This window comes from Pseudomonas sp. GW821-FHT09D08, assembly GCF_059416305.1.
Window position 1 is genome coordinate 305,361 of sequence record NZ_JBWKOX010000005.1, and the last position, 18,739, is coordinate 324,099.

18 protein-coding genes are annotated in these 18,739 nt (G+C 61.3%); 6 read left to right on the top strand and 12 right to left on the bottom strand.

Annotated features, from left to right (window positions below; all coding sequences use genetic code 11):
- Window positions 1-2: 2 nt before the first annotated feature.
- Both dxs and idi read right to left on the bottom strand, forming a co-directional pair.
- Window positions 3-1,853, bottom strand: a complete 1,851-nt coding sequence (gene dxs, locus AC07OP_RS12845; protein ID WP_495101724.1) for a 1-deoxy-D-xylulose-5-phosphate synthase — start codon at window positions 1,851-1,853, stop codon at window positions 3-5.
- A gap of 30 nt (window positions 1,854-1,883) precedes the next feature.
- Window positions 1,884-2,429, bottom strand: coding sequence for an isopentenyl-diphosphate Delta-isomerase (gene idi, locus AC07OP_RS12850; protein ID WP_495101723.1), 546 nt, complete (start codon window positions 2,427-2,429; stop codon window positions 1,884-1,886).
- A gap of 314 nt (window positions 2,430-2,743) precedes the next feature.
- On the opposite strand from idi, the gene ispC reads away from it, so the two are divergent.
- Window positions 2,744-3,910, top strand: a complete 1,167-nt coding sequence (gene ispC / locus AC07OP_RS12855) for a 1-deoxy-D-xylulose-5-phosphate reductoisomerase (RefSeq protein WP_495101722.1) — start codon at window positions 2,744-2,746, stop codon at window positions 3,908-3,910.
- A 61-nt stretch (window positions 3,911-3,971) separates the two neighbouring features.
- Here ispC and AC07OP_RS12860 read toward each other — a convergent pair whose 3' ends face one another.
- From AC07OP_RS12860 to AC07OP_RS12870, 3 genes are all read right to left on the bottom strand, one after another.
- Entirely contained in the window at window positions 3,972-4,547 is a 576-nt protein-coding gene (locus AC07OP_RS12860; RefSeq protein ID WP_115488518.1) for a cytochrome b, read from the bottom strand.
- 113 nt (window positions 4,548-4,660) lie between these two features.
- Window positions 4,661-5,488: a phosphonoacetaldehyde hydrolase gene (phnX, locus tag AC07OP_RS12865; protein ID WP_495101721.1), complete on the bottom strand. Its 828-nt coding sequence runs from the start codon at window positions 5,486-5,488 to the stop codon at window positions 4,661-4,663.
- A 96-nt stretch (window positions 5,489-5,584) separates the two neighbouring features.
- Entirely contained in the window at window positions 5,585-6,709 is a 1,125-nt protein-coding gene (locus tag AC07OP_RS12870) for a 2-aminoethylphosphonate--pyruvate transaminase (RefSeq protein ID WP_495101720.1), read from the bottom strand.
- 113 nt (window positions 6,710-6,822) lie between these two features.
- On the opposite strand from AC07OP_RS12870, the gene AC07OP_RS12875 reads away from it, so the two are divergent.
- The gene (locus AC07OP_RS12875) at window positions 6,823-7,683 is read left to right on the top strand and encodes a LysR substrate-binding domain-containing protein (protein WP_495101719.1); all 861 of its coding nucleotides are present in this window, start codon (window positions 6,823-6,825) and stop codon (window positions 7,681-7,683) included.
- On the opposite strand, the gene AC07OP_RS12880 is transcribed toward AC07OP_RS12875, so the two are convergent.
- Window positions 7,653-8,549, bottom strand: a complete 897-nt coding sequence (locus tag AC07OP_RS12880; RefSeq protein ID WP_495101718.1) for a LysR substrate-binding domain-containing protein — start codon at window positions 8,547-8,549, stop codon at window positions 7,653-7,655. The two genes, AC07OP_RS12875 and AC07OP_RS12880, sit on opposite strands and share 31 nt — an antisense overlap.
- 257 nt (window positions 8,550-8,806) lie before the next feature.
- Between AC07OP_RS12880 and AC07OP_RS12885 the strand changes: the two genes are divergently transcribed.
- Both AC07OP_RS12885 and AC07OP_RS12890 read left to right on the top strand, forming a co-directional pair.
- A complete protein-coding gene (locus AC07OP_RS12885) occupies window positions 8,807-10,132 on the top strand; it encodes an MFS transporter (protein WP_495101717.1) in 1,326 nt (441 codons plus the stop codon).
- A 109-nt stretch (window positions 10,133-10,241) separates the two neighbouring features.
- Entirely contained in the window at window positions 10,242-10,949 is a 708-nt protein-coding gene (locus tag AC07OP_RS12890) for a YebC/PmpR family DNA-binding transcriptional regulator (RefSeq protein ID WP_027606258.1), read from the top strand.
- Window positions 10,950-11,175: 226 nt separating this feature from the next.
- Here the strand turns inward: AC07OP_RS12890 and AC07OP_RS12895 are convergent, their stop codons facing one another.
- From AC07OP_RS12895 to AC07OP_RS12910, 4 genes are all read right to left on the bottom strand, one after another.
- On the bottom strand, window positions 11,176-12,480 hold the full coding sequence (locus tag AC07OP_RS12895) for a protein kinase (protein WP_495101716.1): 1,305 nt from the start codon (window positions 12,478-12,480) through the stop codon (window positions 11,176-11,178).
- Window positions 12,481-12,519: 39 nt separating this feature from the next.
- Window positions 12,520-13,614, bottom strand: coding sequence for a cell division protein ZapE (gene zapE, locus AC07OP_RS12900; RefSeq protein WP_495101715.1), 1,095 nt, complete (start codon window positions 13,612-13,614; stop codon window positions 12,520-12,522).
- Window positions 13,615-13,676: 62 nt separating this feature from the next.
- Complete coding sequence (locus AC07OP_RS12905; RefSeq protein WP_495101714.1) at window positions 13,677-14,414, bottom strand: anti-sigma factor family protein; 738 nt, start codon at window positions 14,412-14,414, stop codon at window positions 13,677-13,679.
- Entirely contained in the window at window positions 14,411-14,917 is a 507-nt protein-coding gene (locus tag AC07OP_RS12910) for an RNA polymerase sigma factor (protein WP_027606262.1), read from the bottom strand. Before AC07OP_RS12910 ends, AC07OP_RS12905 begins: the two co-directional genes overlap by 4 nt.
- Before the next feature lie 169 nt (window positions 14,918-15,086).
- Between AC07OP_RS12910 and AC07OP_RS12915 the strand changes: the two genes are divergently transcribed.
- On the top strand, window positions 15,087-16,169 hold the full coding sequence (locus tag AC07OP_RS12915) for a catalase family peroxidase (protein WP_141155412.1): 1,083 nt from the start codon (window positions 15,087-15,089) through the stop codon (window positions 16,167-16,169).
- The gene (locus AC07OP_RS12920) at window positions 16,166-16,705 is read left to right on the top strand and encodes a cytochrome b (RefSeq protein ID WP_065940125.1); all 540 of its coding nucleotides are present in this window, start codon (window positions 16,166-16,168) and stop codon (window positions 16,703-16,705) included. The genes AC07OP_RS12915 and AC07OP_RS12920 overlap by 4 nt, the downstream gene beginning before the upstream one ends.
- Before the next feature lie 18 nt (window positions 16,706-16,723).
- On the opposite strand, the gene AC07OP_RS12925 is transcribed toward AC07OP_RS12920, so the two are convergent.
- Both AC07OP_RS12925 and AC07OP_RS12930 read right to left on the bottom strand, forming a co-directional pair.
- Window positions 16,724-17,875 (bottom strand): M14 family metallopeptidase, encoded by a 1,152-nt coding sequence (locus AC07OP_RS12925; RefSeq protein ID WP_027606265.1) that lies wholly within the window; start codon window positions 17,873-17,875, stop codon window positions 16,724-16,726.
- A 464-nt stretch (window positions 17,876-18,339) separates the two neighbouring features.
- On the bottom strand, window positions 18,340-18,690 hold the full coding sequence (locus AC07OP_RS12930) for a DUF6124 family protein (RefSeq protein WP_495101713.1): 351 nt from the start codon (window positions 18,688-18,690) through the stop codon (window positions 18,340-18,342).
- Window positions 18,691-18,739: the final 49 nt, after the last annotated feature.

Genomic DNA, 18,739 nt, shown 5'->3' on the forward strand with positions numbered 1-18,739 from the left:
GTTCAGGCTGTTGCCAAGACTGAAACGTCGCCTGTTATCGCGCGGTTGTTGGAAAACGCTATTCCGTGCGGCTTCAGAAACGCCTCTACCGCATGGATGATCCCGGGCGTATCCAGTCCGCATAGGCCAAGCACTTTTTCGGGGGGGCCATGCTCGATGAAGTGATCGTGGAGCCCTAATTGCAGCACGGGGGGTGAGTGGCCCGCGCTCACCCATTGCTCAATACACGCCGAGCCGGCCCCCCCTGTCACGCAACCTTCTTCAAGGGTTACAAGCCAGTCATGGGTAAACGCCAGGCGTTTAATCAGGTCAGTGTCAATGGGCTTGATAAAACGCATGTTGGCCACCGTCGCATCGAACGTATCGGCGGCTTCAAGAGCCGGCGACAACAGTGAGCCGAACGTCAGGAAAGCGATGCGGTACCCCTCTGGTTGAGTGGATGTTCTGCGGATCTCACCTTTCCCCACCGGCACTGTCTGCAGTGCTATTGCCGCAGTCGCACCGCAACCAGTTCCTCGTGGATAGCGCACAGCACTCGGCCCCTTCAGGAGCAACGCGGTATGCAACATCTGTCGACATTCATTTTCATCGGCAGGCGCCATGATCGTCAGGTTGGGCACACAGCGCAGGTAGGCAATATCAAAGGCCCCGTTGTGGGTGGCGCCGTCGGCACCGACGATACCTGCCCGGTCGATGGCGAATACCACCGGCAGATTTTGAATGGCGATGTCGTGAATCAACTGGTCATAGGCGCGTTGCAGGAAGGTCGAGTAGATCGCGACTACTGGCTTCATGCCTTCGGCAGCAAGCCCGGCGGCGAAGGTCAGGGCGTGTTGCTCGGCGATGCCGACATCGAAGTAGCGATCCGGGAAACGTCGTTCAAATTCAACCAGCCCCGAACCTTCGCGCATGGCGGGAGTAATGGCGACGACGCGCGGATCGTTTTGCGCCTCATCACACAGCCATTGGCCAAATACCTGTGTATAGGTGGGGTTGCCTGGCGTGCCGGGAAGGAGGCCTTGAGCCGGTTCGAACTTTCCGGGGCCATGATAGAGCACCGGGTCAGTGGCGGCCGGTGAATAGCCGTGGCCCTTTTCCGTGATGATATGCAGCAGTTGCGGCCCGCGCAGGTTACGCATGGCTGACAGGGCGGGCAGCAATTCGTCCAGATCATGCCCGTTGATGGGACCGTGATACTGGAATCCCAGCGCCTCGAACATCGGTGCCGGAGCAGCGAGCCCTTCGAGCTTGATGGCGCAGCGGTTGAACCGGAGTTGGCCCAGGTGAGAACACAGGGCGCCGACGGCAGGTGAAATCGACATGGCGTTGTCATTGAGGATCACCAGTAACGGCAAGTCCCTGTAAAGCCCGGCATTGTTCATGGCTTCGAACGCCATGCCGCCCGACAGGGCGCCGTCGCCGATCACTGCAATGCAGTGGTGAGGCTCGCCTTTGAGGCGGGCGGCCAATGCCATGCCCAGGGCCGCCGAAATCGAAGTGCTGGAATGTGCGGTGCCAAAGGCGTCATAGCGCGATTCGCTGCGCCTCGGGAACCCCGAGATGCCACCCGACTGACGGATGCCGGCCATGGCTTCACGGCGACCAGTGAGGATTTTATGCGCGTAGGCCTGATGGCCCACATCCCATACGAGCCGGTCCGTGGGGGTGTCGAACACATAATGCAAGGCGATGCTCAATTCGACGGTGCCCAGATTCGCGGACAGATGGCCGCCGGTCTTTGCAACGCTATGCAGTATGAAGGCCCGCAGCTCATCGGCAAGAGGCCCAAGCGCATTGGGGTGCAGCGCCCGTAAATCCTCGGGTATGTCGATGGTATTGAGTAGTTCGAACATGGTGAACACTCCGGTTGGCGCCAGTTAGGCCTAACGATTGGCGGGCGCCAGCTCTTTCCAGGCGTGCACGCCCGCCAGTCCAATGGACTCGAATATCCGTCGGAACCAGACAGTGAAGGTGCCGGGAGCGGCGTTGATGCGTGCATGGATCTGTGCAGGCGTCGTCCATTGCCACGCATGGGCTTCGTTGGGATTGGCAATTGGATCACCAGGGTTGACGCCAACAAAGATGTGGTCGAACTCATGCTCAATGAGCTGGTTTGAAACCGGCTCGCGATAAAGCAGTGTGGAGACTTTGCGCAGGGAACAGGTTATTCCCATCTCTTCCCGGAGGCGGCGTTCTGCCGCCGCCTTTGTCCGTTCGCCGGGGCGGGGATGACCGCAACAGGTGTTGGTCCACAAGCCTTGAGAGTGGTATTTACCGAATGCCCGTTGTTGCAGCAATAAACGGCCCGCGTCATCGAAGATGAACACCGAAAACGCTCGATGCAGTTGGCCTGTGCGATGGGCCTCCAATTTAGAGGCACAGCCTTTTTTACGGTCGTGTCGATCGACCAGAATCAGTAACTCGCTCATAACGAAGGCTCCATCCATTGTGTCTTCGCTACAGGGTTACGGCGAGAAAGATAATGTAGTGAACAGCAGACAGGTACACGGGTAGGGCGAAACTTAGTGGGTGGGGTTTTACTTTTCAAGCGTTTTTTTAGAATGGATTTGCTGTGTTTTTCTTAAGTAATTGCGAGTTGTTATATATGGTGTTGTGCGCGTTGAGTGACGGGTTTATTGTTTTTTATATGAGAATATATAGCTAAATTTTATAGGCGGTTAAGGTGCAGGTGCCAAAATCGAAAGGGTAAGTTTTGCGTGTAAAGAGGCTAGAGGGTGGAGCTATGTTGCAGCGCCTTTGTATTCTCGGTTCTACCGGGGCCATTGGCGACAGTACTTTAGAGGTGGTCGCAGGTAATCCGGATGCATTTGTCGTGTATGCGTTAAGTGCGCATCGCAATATCGAAAAGTTGTTTAAACAGTGTTTGAGGTATAAGCCCGCGCTGGCAATTGTCAGTGAGCCGCATCACGCCATTGAGCTTCAGGCCCATCTTCAAGCGGCGCAATTGCCCACAGAGGTGGGATGTGGCCTGGACGCCTTATGTGCCGCCAGCGCCGGAGAGTGCGATACGGTGGTCGCTGCGATTGTCGGGGCGGCCGGGCTCCTGCCCACATTGAGTGCGGCCAGGGCCGGTAAAAAAATACTGCTGGCGAACAAGGAAGCGCTGGTTATGTCAGGCGCATTGTTCATGGACACGTCCCGTGAGTCAGGCGCGCTTATCTTGCCAATCGACAGCGAACACAATGCAATTTTCCAATGCCTGCAAGGCAGCCGTGATGGCCTGGTCGGGGTGGATCGTTTGATACTCACGGCGTCGGGAGGCCCGTTCAGGACGCGCTCCGTTGCCTCTCTGAAGGACGTCACGCCAAAAGAAGCCTGTGCGCATCCCAATTGGGTGATGGGCCGTAAGATTTCCGTTGATTCGGCGACGATGATTAACAAAGGCCTGGAGATCATTGAGGCTCGTTGGCTGTTTGACATTGCGCCATCCCGCATAGAAGCCGTGATACACCCCCAGAGTATCGTTCACTCCATGGTGGTATTTCGAGATCAGTCCGTGTTGGCTCAGTTGGGTCGCCCGGATATGCGCACTCCCATTGCCCATGCATTGGGCTATCCCCATCGCGTGCTGTCTGGCGTGCCCTCGTTGGATTTGACCCAATTATCCGAGTTGACGTTTGAACAGCCTGATCTGCAACGGTTTCCCTGTCTTGAGTTGGCAATGGCGGTGATTAATGAGCATCCAGAGGCCAGCGTTATATTAAATGCTTCCAATGAAGTAGCGGTGGACGCCTTTTTGTCTTCACGCATTCGTTTTACGGATATCGAAAGGGTTATTCGCCGTACCTTGCAGCGCGTTACTGCGACAACGCTTGATTCACTGGAGGATATTCTGGACAAGGACGAACAGGCACGCGCCGTCAGCCGTGAGTCAATTGCTTTGTTATAGACCGTGGCGCATCCGCAGCCCGCATGGAAGACCCTGCGGGCTTTGGCTATTTGCTAAAGGATCAGTCAGCCGACTGGGTGAAGGATCCGCCACGCCTGCCCGGCATCATCCGCAGCGCCGTGTTATCACGCATCACATAATGATGAAAGATCCCCGCCAACGCATGCAGCCCGATCAGCCAGTAACCGACCTTGCCGAACCACACATGCCAGCCCTCGATCTGCTTGGCCAGCGCCTTGTTTTCAGCAATCAGCGGCGGCAGCTCGATCCCATAGAACATCACCGAATGCCCCTCGGCACTGACGATCAGCCAACCGGCAATCGGCATGCCGATCATCAAGGCGTACAGCGCGACGTGCATCAGCGTGGCCAGCAGGCTTTGCCATTGTGGCGGGGCGGGGACGATCTTGGGGGCAACCCCCAGGCTGCGCGCGAACAGGCGCAGCCACACCAGCACAAACACGGTGAGGCCGAACATAAAATGCATCTCGACGATCAACGTCCGTGCACCGCTGCCTTTGGGGAACTGGCCGCGTAACTCAATGCAGGCGTAGACCACCGCCAGCAGCACCACCATCAACCAGTGCAGCGCAATCGACATGGTGCTGTAGCGCGTATCGGAATTTTTCCACGGCATCGCTGGGTTCCTCACTCATCAGGGCGAACCTTCGTTCTTTGGCGACGAAGTCCTTTTACTGTAAGCCTGTTTTGCGCGGTTTGCCCGGTGCGATGTCGTTGTCTTGACCTCTATCAGTTGGTTTGCGGCATTTCGCCACGGGCCAGGCGCAGGTTGATGTCGGCGATGACGGCCGGCAGGTCGGTAATGGTGTCGATCAGGTAATGGGGGCGCGAGCCTTCGAACATCGCTTCGATACGCGTGCGTTCGCTGGCCAGCGTCGCGGCGTCGAGGGCGCGGAACTGCGCGTAGGTCAGGCCCAGGGCATTGCCGGAGCAGGTCAGGGCCACGGTCCACATCCCGGCGCGGCGGCCTTCGAGGATACCCGGCACGGTGTCGTCGACCTTGACGCACGCCGCCACATCGTCGATGCCCAGGGCGATCACGTTGGCGAGTGCCTGGGCCGGCCATGGGCGGCCGTTGGGCACTTCGTCGGTGGCGACCACGTGATCGGCGACGTAGCCGTTGGTGGCGGCCAAGGCGACCACCTTGTCCATGACTTGCTTGGGATAGCCCGAGCAGGAGCCGATCTTGATGCCTTGCCCGCGCAGCTGGCCGATGGTCTCGAGGGCACCGGGGATCAGCGCCGAGTGCTCGGCGATTTTCTCGATCTGCAACGGCATGAAGCGCTGGTAGATCGCGGTCACGTCGTCATCGGTGGGCGTGCGGCCGAACGCCTGGCGGTAGCGCTCGGCGACTTGCGGCTGGTCGCACAGGGTGCGGATATGGTCCCACTTGCCCATGCCCATCGGGCCACGGGCTTCTTCGATGGAAACCTGCACATCGAATTCGGCGAAGGCCTCGACAAAAATCTGCGTGGGGGCGAAGGAGCCGAAGTCGACCACGGTGCCGGCCCAGTCGAGGATGACGGCCTGGAGGGTGTTGGGGTTTTGATAGTTCATGGTTCAGATCCTGTGGCTCAAATTGGGGCTGTAGGCGCGAGCTTGCTCGCGAAAAAGCAGAGGTCACCGTGGGGCATCAGGCACCCCGCGTTATCGTTAAGCATTTTCGCGAGCAAGCTCGCTCCTACACATTTCTTCCAGCACCTCGGCGATCGCCTTGACCGCTGCGCGCATCCCTTGCGCATCGACATGGCCGATGCAGCCCACGCGGAACGTCTCCACCTGGGTCAATTTGCCGGGGTACAGAATGAAACCCTTGGCCTTGACCCGTTCGTAGAAGTCCTTGAACTGGTAGCGCGGGTCTGTCGGGGCATGAAAGGTCACGATGATCGGTGCCTGGATCGCCGCCGGCAGGAAGCTGCGCAGGCCCAGTGCGGCCATGCCGTCGAGCAAGGCCTGGCAGTTGTCGGCATAGCGTCGGTGGCGCGCGGGCAGGCCGCCTTCTTCCTGATATTGCAGCAGCGCTTCGTGCAGGGCGGCGACCACATGGGTCGGCGGGGTAAAGCGCCATTGGCCGGTCTTGGTCATGTAGCTGTGCTGGTCGAACAGGTCCATCGCCAGGGAATGGCAGTTGCCCTGGGCGGCGGCCAGCGCCTGTTTGTTCGCGAAAACGAAGCCCATGCCCGGCACGCCTTCCAGGCACTTGCCGGAGGCGGCGATCAGCGCGTCGAACGGCACTTCGCGGGCATCGATCGGCAGCGCACCGAAGGAGCTCATGGCGTCGATGATCAGGCGCTTGCCATGGTGTTTGACGACCTCGGCGATCTGCGGCAGCGGGTTGAGGATGCCGGTGCTGGTTTCGCAGTGGATCAACGCAACGTGGGTGATGGCGCTGTCTGCCGCCAGCAGGCGTTCCACATCGGCGGCGGTGGTGGGCTGGTCCTCGGCGGTTTCAAAGGTGCTGAAATCACGGCCGAGCACTTCGCAGATCCTGGCCAGGCGCTTGCCGTAGGCGCCGTTGATCAGCACCAGCACCTTGCCGTCACGCGGTACCAGGGTGCCGATGGCGGCCTCGACCGCAAAGGTGCCGCTGCCTTGCAACGGCACGCAATGGTGGCTGCCTTCGCCGTGGAGGATCGCCAGCAATTGCGCGCAGACGCTGGCGGTGAGTTGGTTGAAACGGTCATCCCATGAACCCCAGTCCACCATCATGGCCCGGCGGGTGCGGTTCGATGTGGTCAGGGGGCCAGGGGTCAGCAGGATCGGCGCGGCAGTGGTCATCTCAAGTCCTCGCAAGGCATCGGGGGTTGAAGCTACGGCGCCTAAATTGCAGTTTGGCTTGTCATCAATCAAATTGTTTGTTGTTATGCGAGCTATCAGTGAGGCCGATAGATATGAACCTGTTCCAACTGCGCGCGTTCGACGCCGTGGCCCGTGAGGGCAGTTTTACCCGTGCTGCCGCGCGGCTGTTCATCAGCCAACCGGCGGTGACCGGGCATATCAAGGCCTTGGAGGAGTACTACCAGATCCCGTTGCTGCGCCGCACCGCGCGGCGGGTGGAGTTGACCGAAGAGGGCGCGCGGCTGGCGGCGATCACACGGGCGATCTTTGGCCTGGTGGACGAAGCCCAGACCATGCTGGAGGCCAACCGCCAACTGCTGAGCGGGCGCCTGGAAGTGGCGGCGGACGGCCCGCACCTGGTGATGCCGATGATTGCCAGCCTGCGCGCGCGCTACCCCGGGATTACCGTGAACCTGCGCCTGGGCAATGCCCAGGAAACCCTCGCCGCGCTGTTATCCGAGCATGCGGATGTGGCGGTGCTCACCGAAGTGGAACCGCGCAACGGTCTGCACCTGCAACCGTTGAGCGAGTCGCGGCTGTGCGCATTGGTGCCGGCCAGCCATGCGTGGGCGCAGCAACCCGAGGGTATTCGCCTCGAGCAACTCAACGAGGTGATCATGGTGCTGCGCGAGCCCAGCTCCATCACCCGGCGTACCTTCGATGAGGCCTGCATGGCCGCGAATGTGCAGCCCAAGGTGCTGCTGGAACTGGACAGCCGCGAGGCGGTGACCGAAGCCGTCGCCGCTGAGTTGGGGGTGGGCGTGGTCTCGTCCATGGAAGTCAGCCCCGACCCGCGGGTGCAGGCGGTGCCGATTCAGGGCGAGGGGCTGGTCAACCGGCACCTGCTCGGTTGCATGGAGCGGCGCCGCTCGTTGCGCCTGATTCAGGCGTTCTTCGAGTTGGCGCCGGGCTGAAGGCTGTCGCGCACGATCTCCAGGAATGTCGCCACCACCCGGCGTGAACTCTGTTCCTTGAGGCACACCAGGGTTTCTTTCATGCGCTGGCTGCAATCGCGGATCGGCATGGCGTATACCCGCGAGTCGGCGCCGAACTCCGCCGCCGAGACCACGCCCACGCCGATGCCCACCACCACCGCTTCACGGGCGGCCTCGCGGCCCTCCACCTGGATCGCCGGGCGAATGCGCAAGCCTGCCTGGCTCATTTCCTGCTCCAGGGTCTGGCGGGTGACCGAGCCGATTTCACGCAATACCAGCGGCGTGTCGTCCAGGTCGGCCAGGCAGATGGACGCGCGTCCGGCCCACGGGTGGTTGCGCGCGACAAAGGCGAGCAATTGGTCGTCGGGCAACGGCAGCGACAGTAGGCGCTCATCGTCGACGTCGCGGCCCAGCAAGGCCAGGTCGGCCTGGTAGTTGTACAGGCGAAACAGCGATTCGTCGGTGTTGCCGGTTTCGATCTTCACGCTGATCCCCGGGTACAGCTGGCAAAACCGCGCGATCTGCGGCAGCACGTGCACGGGGGCATCCACGGCGAGGGTGAGGGTGCCGGTGAGCAGCGCGCGGGAGTCCTGCAACAGTTCCTCGGCTTCGGCTTCGATCACAAACAGGCGCTGGGTGATGCTCAGCAGGCGTTCGCCCAGGTCGGTCAGGCGCACCGAGCGCTTGTTGCGATGAAACAACAGCACGCCGAAGCGCTCTTCGAGTTTGCGCACCTGGTCGGAAATCGCCGGTTGCGTCAGGAACAACCGTTCGGCGGCCTGGGTGAAACTGCCGTGGACGGCGACGGCGTGGAACGCTTTGAGCTGTGTGTGGGACACCGACATCGCGAATCCTCTTACAAGCTGAACTTATATTTGAAATACGATAAATCGATTTTACCTATTAGTCAGCCATTGCTTTGATACGCCTCAACCCCCGTAGGTTGAGTCCTACAACCTACGGGGCCATGGGCTCCTGGACACCGGACCCATCTGACCAATGCCGCGCCATCCACGGCTCGGCATTGCAGTGCGCAAGCATAAAAACAACAGGCATTCGCTTCTCGATTCTGCCGGCACACTCACCTGAGGTCAGAACCACCATGAATATCCCTATGGGTAGCATCAAGCGTTGGCGCGTGCAGATTTTCGCCATCACCTGGCTGGCGTACGCCGCGTTCTATTTCACTCGCAAAGCGTTTTCCGTGGCGAAGCTGGGGATCGTCGACGACCCGAGTTTCCCCCTCGACAAAATGATGATGGCCAACCTGGATGGCATTTACCTGGCGGCCTATGCCGTCGGGCAGTTCACCTGGGGCATGCTGGCTGACCGCTTCGGGCCGCGTGTCGTGGTGCTCGGCGGGTTACTGATTTCTGCCGCTGCGGCGCTGGTGATGGGCACATTCGCCACCTTGCCGATCTTTATCAGCTGCATGTTGATCCAGGGGTTGGCGCAGTCCACCGGCTGGTCGGGATTGTGCAAGAACCTCGGCAGTTTCTTCCCGGCGCAGCAGCGCGGGCGAGTGTTGGGGCTATGGAGTTCGTGCTACGCCTTCGGCGGCCTGGTGGCGTCGCCCTTTGCCGGGTGGTGGGCCTACACCCTGATCGGCAGCTGGCATGCGGCGTTTATCTCCAGTGCGGCGGTGGTGGCGTGTGTGGCGCTGCTGTTCTTTATCTTCCAGCGCAACACGCCCCAGGACGTGGGCTTGCCGGCCGTGGAACCGGAGCCGCTGTTGAGCGCCGAGGAGGCCGCCGCCGAGAAGCGCATCAGCGTGCTGGAACCGCTGCGGGCGATTTTGCGTAACCGCACTGTCTTGACCCTGGGGCTGGCGTACTTCCTGCTGAAACCGGCGCGCTACGCAATCCTGTTGTGGGGGCCGGTGATTGTGTATGAGCAGATGCCGTCGGTGGGCAAGGTCGGCGCGGCCATCGTGCCGACGGCGTTCGAACTGGCCGGTTTGCTGGGGCCAGTGCTGATCGGGCTGGCGTCCGACAAACTGTTCGGCGCCCGCCGCATGCCGGCCTGCGTGCTCAGCCTGCTGGCCCTGACCGTGGCCCTGGCGCTGTTCATGGGCGCACTGCACACCGGCAGCGTGGTGCTGGTGATGGCGTTGCTGTTTGTCATGGGCCTGACCCTCTACGGGCCGGACTCGATGATCAGCAGCACCGCCGCCATCGACTTCGGCACCGCCAAGGCGGGGGCGACTGCCGCAGGCTTTGTGAACGGTTGCGGTTCGGTGGGGGCGATCCTCGGCGGGTTGCTGCCGGGTTACTTCGATACGGTGACGGTGTTTATCGTGTTTGCCGGTGCCGCGCTGTTTTCCTCGCTGGTGCTGATGCCCTACTGGAACGCCAGGCCGGCCGTGCTGGCCCAGGTCGGGGATTTCGTGCCGGACTGCCGTGGGGCGATCAAACCCTTGCGAACCTGAGGGGTATGGCCGGTTTTTTGGTGGATCAGAGCGTTTTTGCCCTATAAACTCTGCCCCCAAAGCGCCGGCCAGTAGACGTTTCGGCGCGATGTATAGAAGAGAGTGAGTCATGGGCGCACAGTGGAAAGTCAAACATAAAGAAGCGGCATCCAATGCCAAGGGCAAGATCTTCGGCAAGCTGGTGAAAGAAATCACCATCGCCGCCCGCAACGGTGCCGACACCGCGACCAACGCCCACCTGCGTCTGGTGGTGGAACAGGCCAAAAAGGCCTCGATGCCCAAGGAAACCCTGGAACGCGCGATCAAGAAGGGCGCCGGTCTGCTCGGTGAAACCGTGCAATACCACCGCGTGACCTACGAAGGGTTCGCCCCGCACCAGGTGCCGTTGATCGTCGAGTGTGTGACCGACAATATCAACCGCACCGTGGCGGAAATCCGCGTGGCGTTCCGCAAGGGGCAGTTGGGTGCTTCCGGCTCCGTGGCCTGGGATTTCAACCATGTCGGCCTGATCGAAGCCTCGCCGGACACCCCGGATGCCGATGCGGAAATGGCCGCGATCGAAGCCGGTGCGCAGGACTTTGAAGACGGCGAAGAAGAAGGCACCACCCTGTTCATCACCGAGACCACCGACCTGGACGCCGTGCAAAAGGCCCTGCCGGAACAGGGTTTCACCGTGCTGTCGGCCAAGTTGGGCTACATCTCGAAGAACCCGGTAAGCGGCCTGACCGATGAGCAGATGGCTGAAGTCGAAGCCTTCCTCGAAGGCTTGGACAACCACGACGACGTGCAGGACATGTTCGTCGGCCTGGCCGGCTGATTTATCAACTGAAGAAACGCATTCAAAATGTGGGAGGGGCAAGCCTTAATGCCAGTCAGTTAAGGCTTTTTGTAGGAGCGAGCTTGCTCGCGAAAAACTCACAGGCGCCGCGCTCATTCAGGAAGCACGCGTTATCGTTGACGTTTTTTGCGAGCAAGCTCGCTCCTACAGGAGGCGATGTACGCTTAACTGACTGGCATTAGGGCAAACCCCCTCCCACATTTGTTTAGCGGTGTTGGATGGATTGCAGCAGGGCGTTGATTTCTTCGAAGCTCGGCCGTGCCAACACGTCGGGCTGGCAACAGCTTTTCTGCAACGCTACCAGCGCCTCGTCAATCAACCCCGCCTCAACCCGCTCCAGCAATTCCCCCAGCAACACCCCGAACGCGCGCACTTCAATGCGTTGCAAGGCTCGTGTTTCCAAGGTGTTTGCCTTGGCATGAAACGACGCCGCGCCAAAGTCCCCGAGCAAGCAATCGCCCGCTTCATTCCACAGGATATTGTGCCCGTACAGGTCGCCATGGGTGATGCCGTGCCGGTGCAAATGCGCGGCCACGGAGGCGATGCCCCGGGCCATGCGCAAGGCTGTGTCGAGGCTGAAGCGGGTGGCGGGGTCGTAGACGTCGCGGGTGCAGGAGGCCAGGCTCGGCAGGGCGGCGAGGTTGCGGTAGCTCGGGTCGATCAGGTCCATGACCAATGCGGCCTGGTCCTCGGGGGCACCCACCACGCGGCCTTGCACCTTGATCAGGTTAGGGTGCAACCCGGCGGCGATGCAGGCCTGCATTTCGTGCAGCGGCGAGCCGTCGCTGGTGATCGTGCCTTTGTACAGCTTGACGGCGACGGGCTTGGCCATGGGGGTCCACAGGGCCTTGCGAATCACCCCCGAGGCACCTTCGCCCAGCACCTCGGCCAGTTCCAGTTCCGTCCAGGGAATAGCCGCTGTCGCGTCGTCTACCGTCACATCCACGGCCATTTCCACCGGGTTGCCCGCATAGGCCAGCCACGTCAGGCTCGGCAGCGTCAACAGCCACTCGGGCAGGTGCGTGAGGCGGTTGGAGGCAATGCGGATCAGCTCCAGGTTGCTGCAGTTGGCCAGGCTCTGCGGCAACTGCGTCAGTTGGTTCCCGGCGAGCATCAGTTTCTGCAGCAGCGGCCGCTCGCCCAACTCGCTGGGCAACTGGCTGATGCGGTTGTCGGTGAGGATCAGCCAGCGCAGCAACGGCGGCAGCGCGGCGGCGGGCACGTGGCTGATCTGGTTGGCCTTGAAGCCGATCATGCTCAGTTTGGCGCATTGGCCCAGGCATTCCGGCAGTTCGGTAAAGGCGTTGTCCGAGCAGAACAGCACGCGCAGGTGCGGCAGGCGGTGCAGGTCGTCGGGCAGGCGGCTCAGGGCATTGCCGCTGAGGTTGAGGATTTCCAGGGAGTCGGCCAGCCCGAAGATTTCCTCAGGAAATTCGGTGAGCCCGCAGGACAGGTCCAGGCGCGTAATGCCGGCCAAGTGGCCGGCCTTGAGTTGTGCGAGGGTATTCATGAACGGCGCGGTCACTCGGCAAGGGGGCGTAAATGGCGCTCATGATACCGGGTCGCGCACCCGTTGCGGGTTGGCCTGTTGCAATTGGTTCAGGCGGCTGGCGGTGCGCGCCAGGTCGATGGCCTGGCCGCTCATGGCCTGTGCCAGCGGTTGTTCGCCGATCAGGATCAGGTGCTTGTCCTTGTCGTAAAGCACGTCCACCAGGTTGATAAACCGCTGCTGCACGGCGATCGGGCAGTCTGCCAGGCGGGGCAGGCCGTCGATGACCCAGTGATCGAACGCCTCGCACAGCAACAGGTAGTCCATCACCGCCGTCAGCTGTTCGCACAGGTCGTTGAAGGCGAATACGATGGTGCGGGCCTGATGCCGGCGGCAGATCAATGTGCGGTGGCCCACCGTCAGCGTCTGCGGCGGGCCGCCGCTGACCGGCAGGCCGAGCGCCGTACGCTGGGCCTGTGTGCCCGGCCACAGGTAACAACCGGTGGTGAAGCGCTGCGCGGCATGGGCCTGGGGCAGGCTGCGAAAGTCCTCGGGCGAACTGACTTCCAGCACGTCCATACGCGCGGCAATCAAGTCGATCACCGGCTTGAAACGCTCGTGGTACAGCGGGTTGGGCAACAGCCCTTCGGGTGGATAGTTGGAGGTGACCAGCACCCACACGCCACGCTGGAACAGGGCCTTGAACAGCCGGGTAATCAGCATGGCATCGCCGATGTCGTGCACGTGGAACTCGTCGAAACACAGCACGCGGCAGCCGTCGAGCAACTCGTCCAGGGTCATGGCCAAGGCATCGTCCGTCGCCTGGTGCGTGAACATACCGCGGTGCAGTCGGGCGAAAAACTCATGGAAATGCACGCGTTGTTTCTCGGCGATGGGCAGCGCCTGGAAGAAACCGTCCAGCAGCCAGCTTTTGCCGCGCCCCACCGGGCCGTGCAGGTACAGGCTGCGGGTCGGCTGGCTGGCGAGCAGGTGCCGGGTCTGGCGCGCCATCGCGGTGATGGCCTGGGCTTGGCCAGCACTGAGGGTGTAACCCAGTTGCCGGGCTTTGTCCTGAAAGAACGTTTGGATGGGCGTGTCGTCCAGTGTGTCGGTTTTTTTACCGAGCAAACGACGGATAAGGGGGAGCACGGCCAATGCGAGTCACTCTGTAGTGCGGTGGTCGCTTACTTTAGGGCGCCGGTGGCGATTTGACCAATCTAGAACGGCTGCAGGGGCGGCGTCGGCTGGTCCGTCGGGCTGACCACCGCATAGTTGTAGCCGCCGCCGGACCAGTATTGCGCTTGCAACCCATCCGCCGTGCGCTCGCCACGGGGCAGGAAACCGTTGTCCGGGCCAGGTGGGCGGATGTAGAAGCTGAGGCGTCGACCTTGTGCGTCCTGGTACAGCACCATGGCGGCGGCGCCTTGATCGGTAGTGAGCAGTCGCCCGCTGACGGGTGTGAAGCCCTCCTGGCTCAAGTCCGGCAGGCGATGGGCTTGATTGAAGTAGCGGTCGAGCCACGCCTGCATCGTGCCGCGGTCCTGGCCGTTGTAGTCGGCGGGCATGATGCCCTCCTGGGCAAACAGGCGGAACGCTTGCATCGCATCGGCCATCGGCAGCAGCGGTGGTTGTGTGGCTTCACGGGCTTGCCAGCCGCCGAGGCCACCGAGGCTGACGGCCATCAGCAGCACTGCGGCGGTGGCAAAGCGGCGGCGCGTCTGGTGCTTGAGGCGCTGGCGAATCAGCGCCGGGTCCAGCGCCGGGTTGGCCGGTTGTTGCAGGGCGCCGCTCAAGGACGCGCGCAGCAATTGCGCGTCCTGCTGCCACGCCTGCACTTGGGCCGCGACCTCGGGGTGGGCGGCCAGATAGGTTTCGAGCACACGGCGATCACTGTCCAGGAGTTGGTGATCGACGTAGGCATGCAGGTCGCGTTCGCTGGGGGGCAGGCTGATCATTTGAGTATCCGCAGGGAAGGGCTGGCGATGTCGCCATCGCTGAGTTGACGCAACGCTTGGCGCGCCCGGGACAGGCGCGACATCACGGTGCCGATCGGCACCTCGAGTATTTGCGCGACTTCCTTATAGCTCAAGCCCTCCACCGACACCCACAACAGCAGTGCGCGTTGTTCGGTGTTGAGTTGGTCGAAGGCTTGCAGGGTCGCCTGGGCGATGACGGTGCGCTCCACCGACGGCTGCGCATCATCGCGGCCGGTAAAGAATTCCAGCATGCGTGCATAGCGCCGGGTGCGGCGGTGGGCATCGAGGAACTGCCGGTAGAGGATCGAGAACAGCCACGCGCGCAGATCGCCCTCGATGCGTTTGTCGGCCCAACGGGTGATCGCCCGCTCCAGGGTCGCCTGCACCAGGTCGTCGGCACTGCTGGCGTTACGGGTCAGGGACACAGCGAAACGCCGCAGCCTGGGGATGAGTTCACGTAACGGTTCGTCGAGTTCATGCATGGGTGTCTGGCTGGTCACTACGCTGGGACTAGAGAGACGTCCGGCGTGAACGGTTATTCCCGGCCGTGGAAAATAAATCCAGGGCCTGGGAATAGAGCGGATCGGTGTTCGTCTTAATGTTCCGACCTTATGGTTACCCCCAAAGGCCTTCAGGCCCTGGAGTCTGTTCATGGTAGATCACTCATCACCGCCACGTCCCCCGTTAAGCACGGCGAGCCTGATCGCACGACTTGCGGGTATTGGCGCCGTGGTTGCAGTTATGGCCGGGGCATTTGCCTACGTCAACGGCAGCCTCGACCCACAACGCCTGCGTCCGAAAACCCTGGTCAATGCCCTGGAAACCAACAACGGCGTGCACCCTGGATTCCGGCGTAACCATGCCAAGGGCGTGTGCGTGGCCGGGTATTTCGAAAGCAGTGCCGAGGCGCGTGCCTACTCCAGCGCCCAGGTGTTCAGCGCGGCCAGGACGCCGTTGATCGGCCGCTTCGCCCTGCCCAGCGGCAACCCCTATGCGCCGGACAGCAGTGTGCCGATCCGCAGCTTTGCCGTGCAGTTCAGCCTGGCCAACGGCCAGCAATGGCGTACCGGCATGAACAGTATGCCGGTATTTCCGGTGGGCACGCCCGAGGCGTTCTATCAGATGCTCAAGGCCGGCGCGCCGGACCCGGCCACCGGCAAGCCGAACCCGGCGAATATGCCGGCGTTTTTTGCCGCACACCCTGAGGCGGCGCCATTCCTGGCGTGGGTCAAGACGGCCAGGCCATCGGCCAGTTATGCGACCGAAACCTATAACGGTATCAACGCGTTTTACCTGGTGAGTGCCGAGGGCAAGCGCCAGGCCGTGCGCTGGGGCGTAGTGCCCCAGATTCAGGATGCAGCGGGGGAGACCGCACCAGCGGGCGCCGACTTTCTGGAGAAAGACCTGGTGCAACGCCTGGCCTCAGGGCCGTTGCGTTGGCAATTGAACATGACCCTGGCCAACCCCGGCGACCCGCTGGATGATGCGAGCAAACCCTGGAGCGGTGAGCACAAGGTGCTGAATGCCGGCACCCTGGTGCTGCAAAGCAGCCAGCCCCAGGCCGACGGCGATTGTCGCGACATTAATTTCGATCCGTTGATTTTGCCCAGCGGCATCGAAGCCTCCAATGATCCGCTGCTGGCTGCACGTTCGGCGGCGTATGCCAGTTCGTACCTGCGCCGTGCCGGTGAAGTCAGCCCCTTGCACAGTGCCCCAGCGGAGTCGAAGCCATGAATGCCCAACCACGGTTTTTTGCGCCCCTGGCGCGCCTGCTGCACTGGTTGATGGCGCTGATGGTCATCGCCATGTTGTTTATCGGCGCAGGCCTGGCGGCGTCAGTGTCGGAGCGGCATGAGTGGTTGATCCACCTGCACAAGCCGCTGGGGATCGCGATCCTGGTGCTGGTGATCGTGCGCCTGGCGGTGCGCTTCTCCACCCGCCAGCCGCCGTTGCCGTCTGACTTGCCGTTGTGGCAAGTGCTGGCGGCCAAGGCGTCCCATCTGGTCTTGTATGGGTTGATGCTGGTATTGCCGCTGCTGGGCTGGGCGATGATTTCGGCGGCGGGCGATCCGGTGATGCTCAGCAGTTCGGTGCAGTTGCCGGCGCTGGTGGCGGCGGATGCACCGCTGTTTGCGCTATTGCGCAAGGCCCATGGGTATCTGGCCTACCTGCTGTTCCTGACGGTACTGCTGCACCTGGCGGCGGCGCTGTTCCATGGGTTGATTCGGCGCGATGGTGTGTTGCAGAGCATGACCGGCACCAAGGACTGATGCCGGGGGCCAGGGGCGTTAGCGCAGGACCGTGACGATATCGGCCACGCTGCTCAAGACGTCCTTGGCCAGCTGTTTGGAACGTTCGCCTGACCAACCGGTTTTCGGGTTGGGGGCGTCGTCGTTGTCCTTGAACGGCATTTCCAGGGTCAGGGACAGGCAGTCGTACTGCTCGCCGACGGCATTGCAGGCCAGGGTCATATTGGCTTCGCCCGGCAAGTCGCGGGTGTAGCCGTGGGTGGTTTGGAAGTCACGGGTCAGGGAGCTCAAATGGCTGCGGAAGCGTTTTTCCAGCGCTTCGATACGCGGGGTGTAGCCGGGGTTGCCTTCGCAGGCCGCAGTGAACACATAGGGAATTTCTTCGTCGCCGTGAATATCGAGGAACAGGTCGACACCGTATTGCTGCATTTGCTGTTGCACGAACAGCACTTCCGGGCTGATCTCCTGGCTGGCGCTTTGCCAGGCGCGATTGAGGTCCTGGCCCATGGCGTTGGTGCGCAGGTGACCGTGGAAGGCGCCGTCGGGGTTCATGTTCGGCACCAGGTACAGGTCGGCAACGGCCAGGAGCTTTTTCATCTCGGCATCGCCATCCTGTTGCAGGCGTTCGATGATCCCCTCCATGAACCATTCGGCCATGTGTTCGCCGGGGTGCTGCTGGGCAATGATCCAGACATTGCGTCGGCCTTCGCCGCCTTTGCCACGTCGCAACAGTTGAATATCGCGGCCCTCGACACTTTTGCCGGTGGCCAGCAGTTGGGTGCCGGCGTACTTCAGGGCCTGGTCGATCAGCCAGTCGTGGCGTTCGCGGCTGTAGGGCTCGAAGTAGGCCAACCAGGCATGTTTCTCACGGGTTTCGAGGCTGATGTGCAGGATCTCGCCGTCGAAGCGCGTAGGGACTCGGAACCAGTTGACGTGATCATAAGACGCGACAGCGTTGTAGCCGCTCCAGGCGTGCTTATACGAAGAGCCACCGGCGTTGCTCAGACGAAAGTTATGGGTGTGGCCCACGTGCATGCCTTCGGCTTTGAAGTGGAACCATTGGTAATGGTGGCTGCGGGTATCGGGTTGGATGGCCAGCAGCAACTGGTAGGCGTCGCTGGCGTCGAGCACCTGGATATTGCCACTGTCGAAGTCGGTGCTGATCTTGATGGAGGTCAAGGCCACGGTCATAGTCTGGTTGCCTGAATATGAGTGTTGTGGCGGCTATATTACACAGGAGCCTGGTAAAGCCTGGATGCAAAATTGTTGCGGGGGAGGGGGGCGTCGTCCGTGACGCCGCCGCAGCTTAGAATCTATGAGATTGATTCTCAAGCGCTATTTCGCAGAGATGTGCGCTGCAGCACTGGACTGGCTTTCTTTTGGCGATGGTCTTTTGCTACCATGCGCGCCATCAAGCAACACAAAGTCTTCATTAGCCTGAAGCCATGCCAGGGAAACTGGCAAAAAAAAGACCCGGCCAAAGAGCCGGGTCAAAAACCGTGATTAGCCTGATGAGGAGATATTCCAAGAGTCCGACCTAAGGTCCCTTGGTCTATCGACTGATCTCGCGATCAGCTGAGCCCAATAATAATCATTATCATTTGCAAGTCAAATGTTTTTATCCATGGGATAGAAATATTTTTCTTTCGCGGCTGTTATCCGTTCGCCTGAACCTCCGGTACCTGCAACGACCGCTCGACCATCGCCTTCGCCATATCAATCAAATACACCACTGAAAACGCCAGGTCGCGCTGGTTGCCCTGATGGCTGCTCGCTGATTCGTAGGCCGTGGCGGCGGCACTGCGCAACAGGTCCGAGGCGTGCACCAGGGCTTCCTCCTGGCTGATGCCGGGCTTGATGGCGAAAAAGCTGTCATTCGGGACGGGTGCTGACATATTTTCTTTCAAGTAGAAGTCCAAGGCACGCTGGGCAGCACCGCTGCTGCGCAGGTTTTGCACGTCATCGTTTTCGGGTGTTTCAGGCAGGAGATACGGGCTCGTTGTCATAAGGGGCGGTACTCTGGGTGGGTGTCGAAAACCTTATGCTCGATGATAG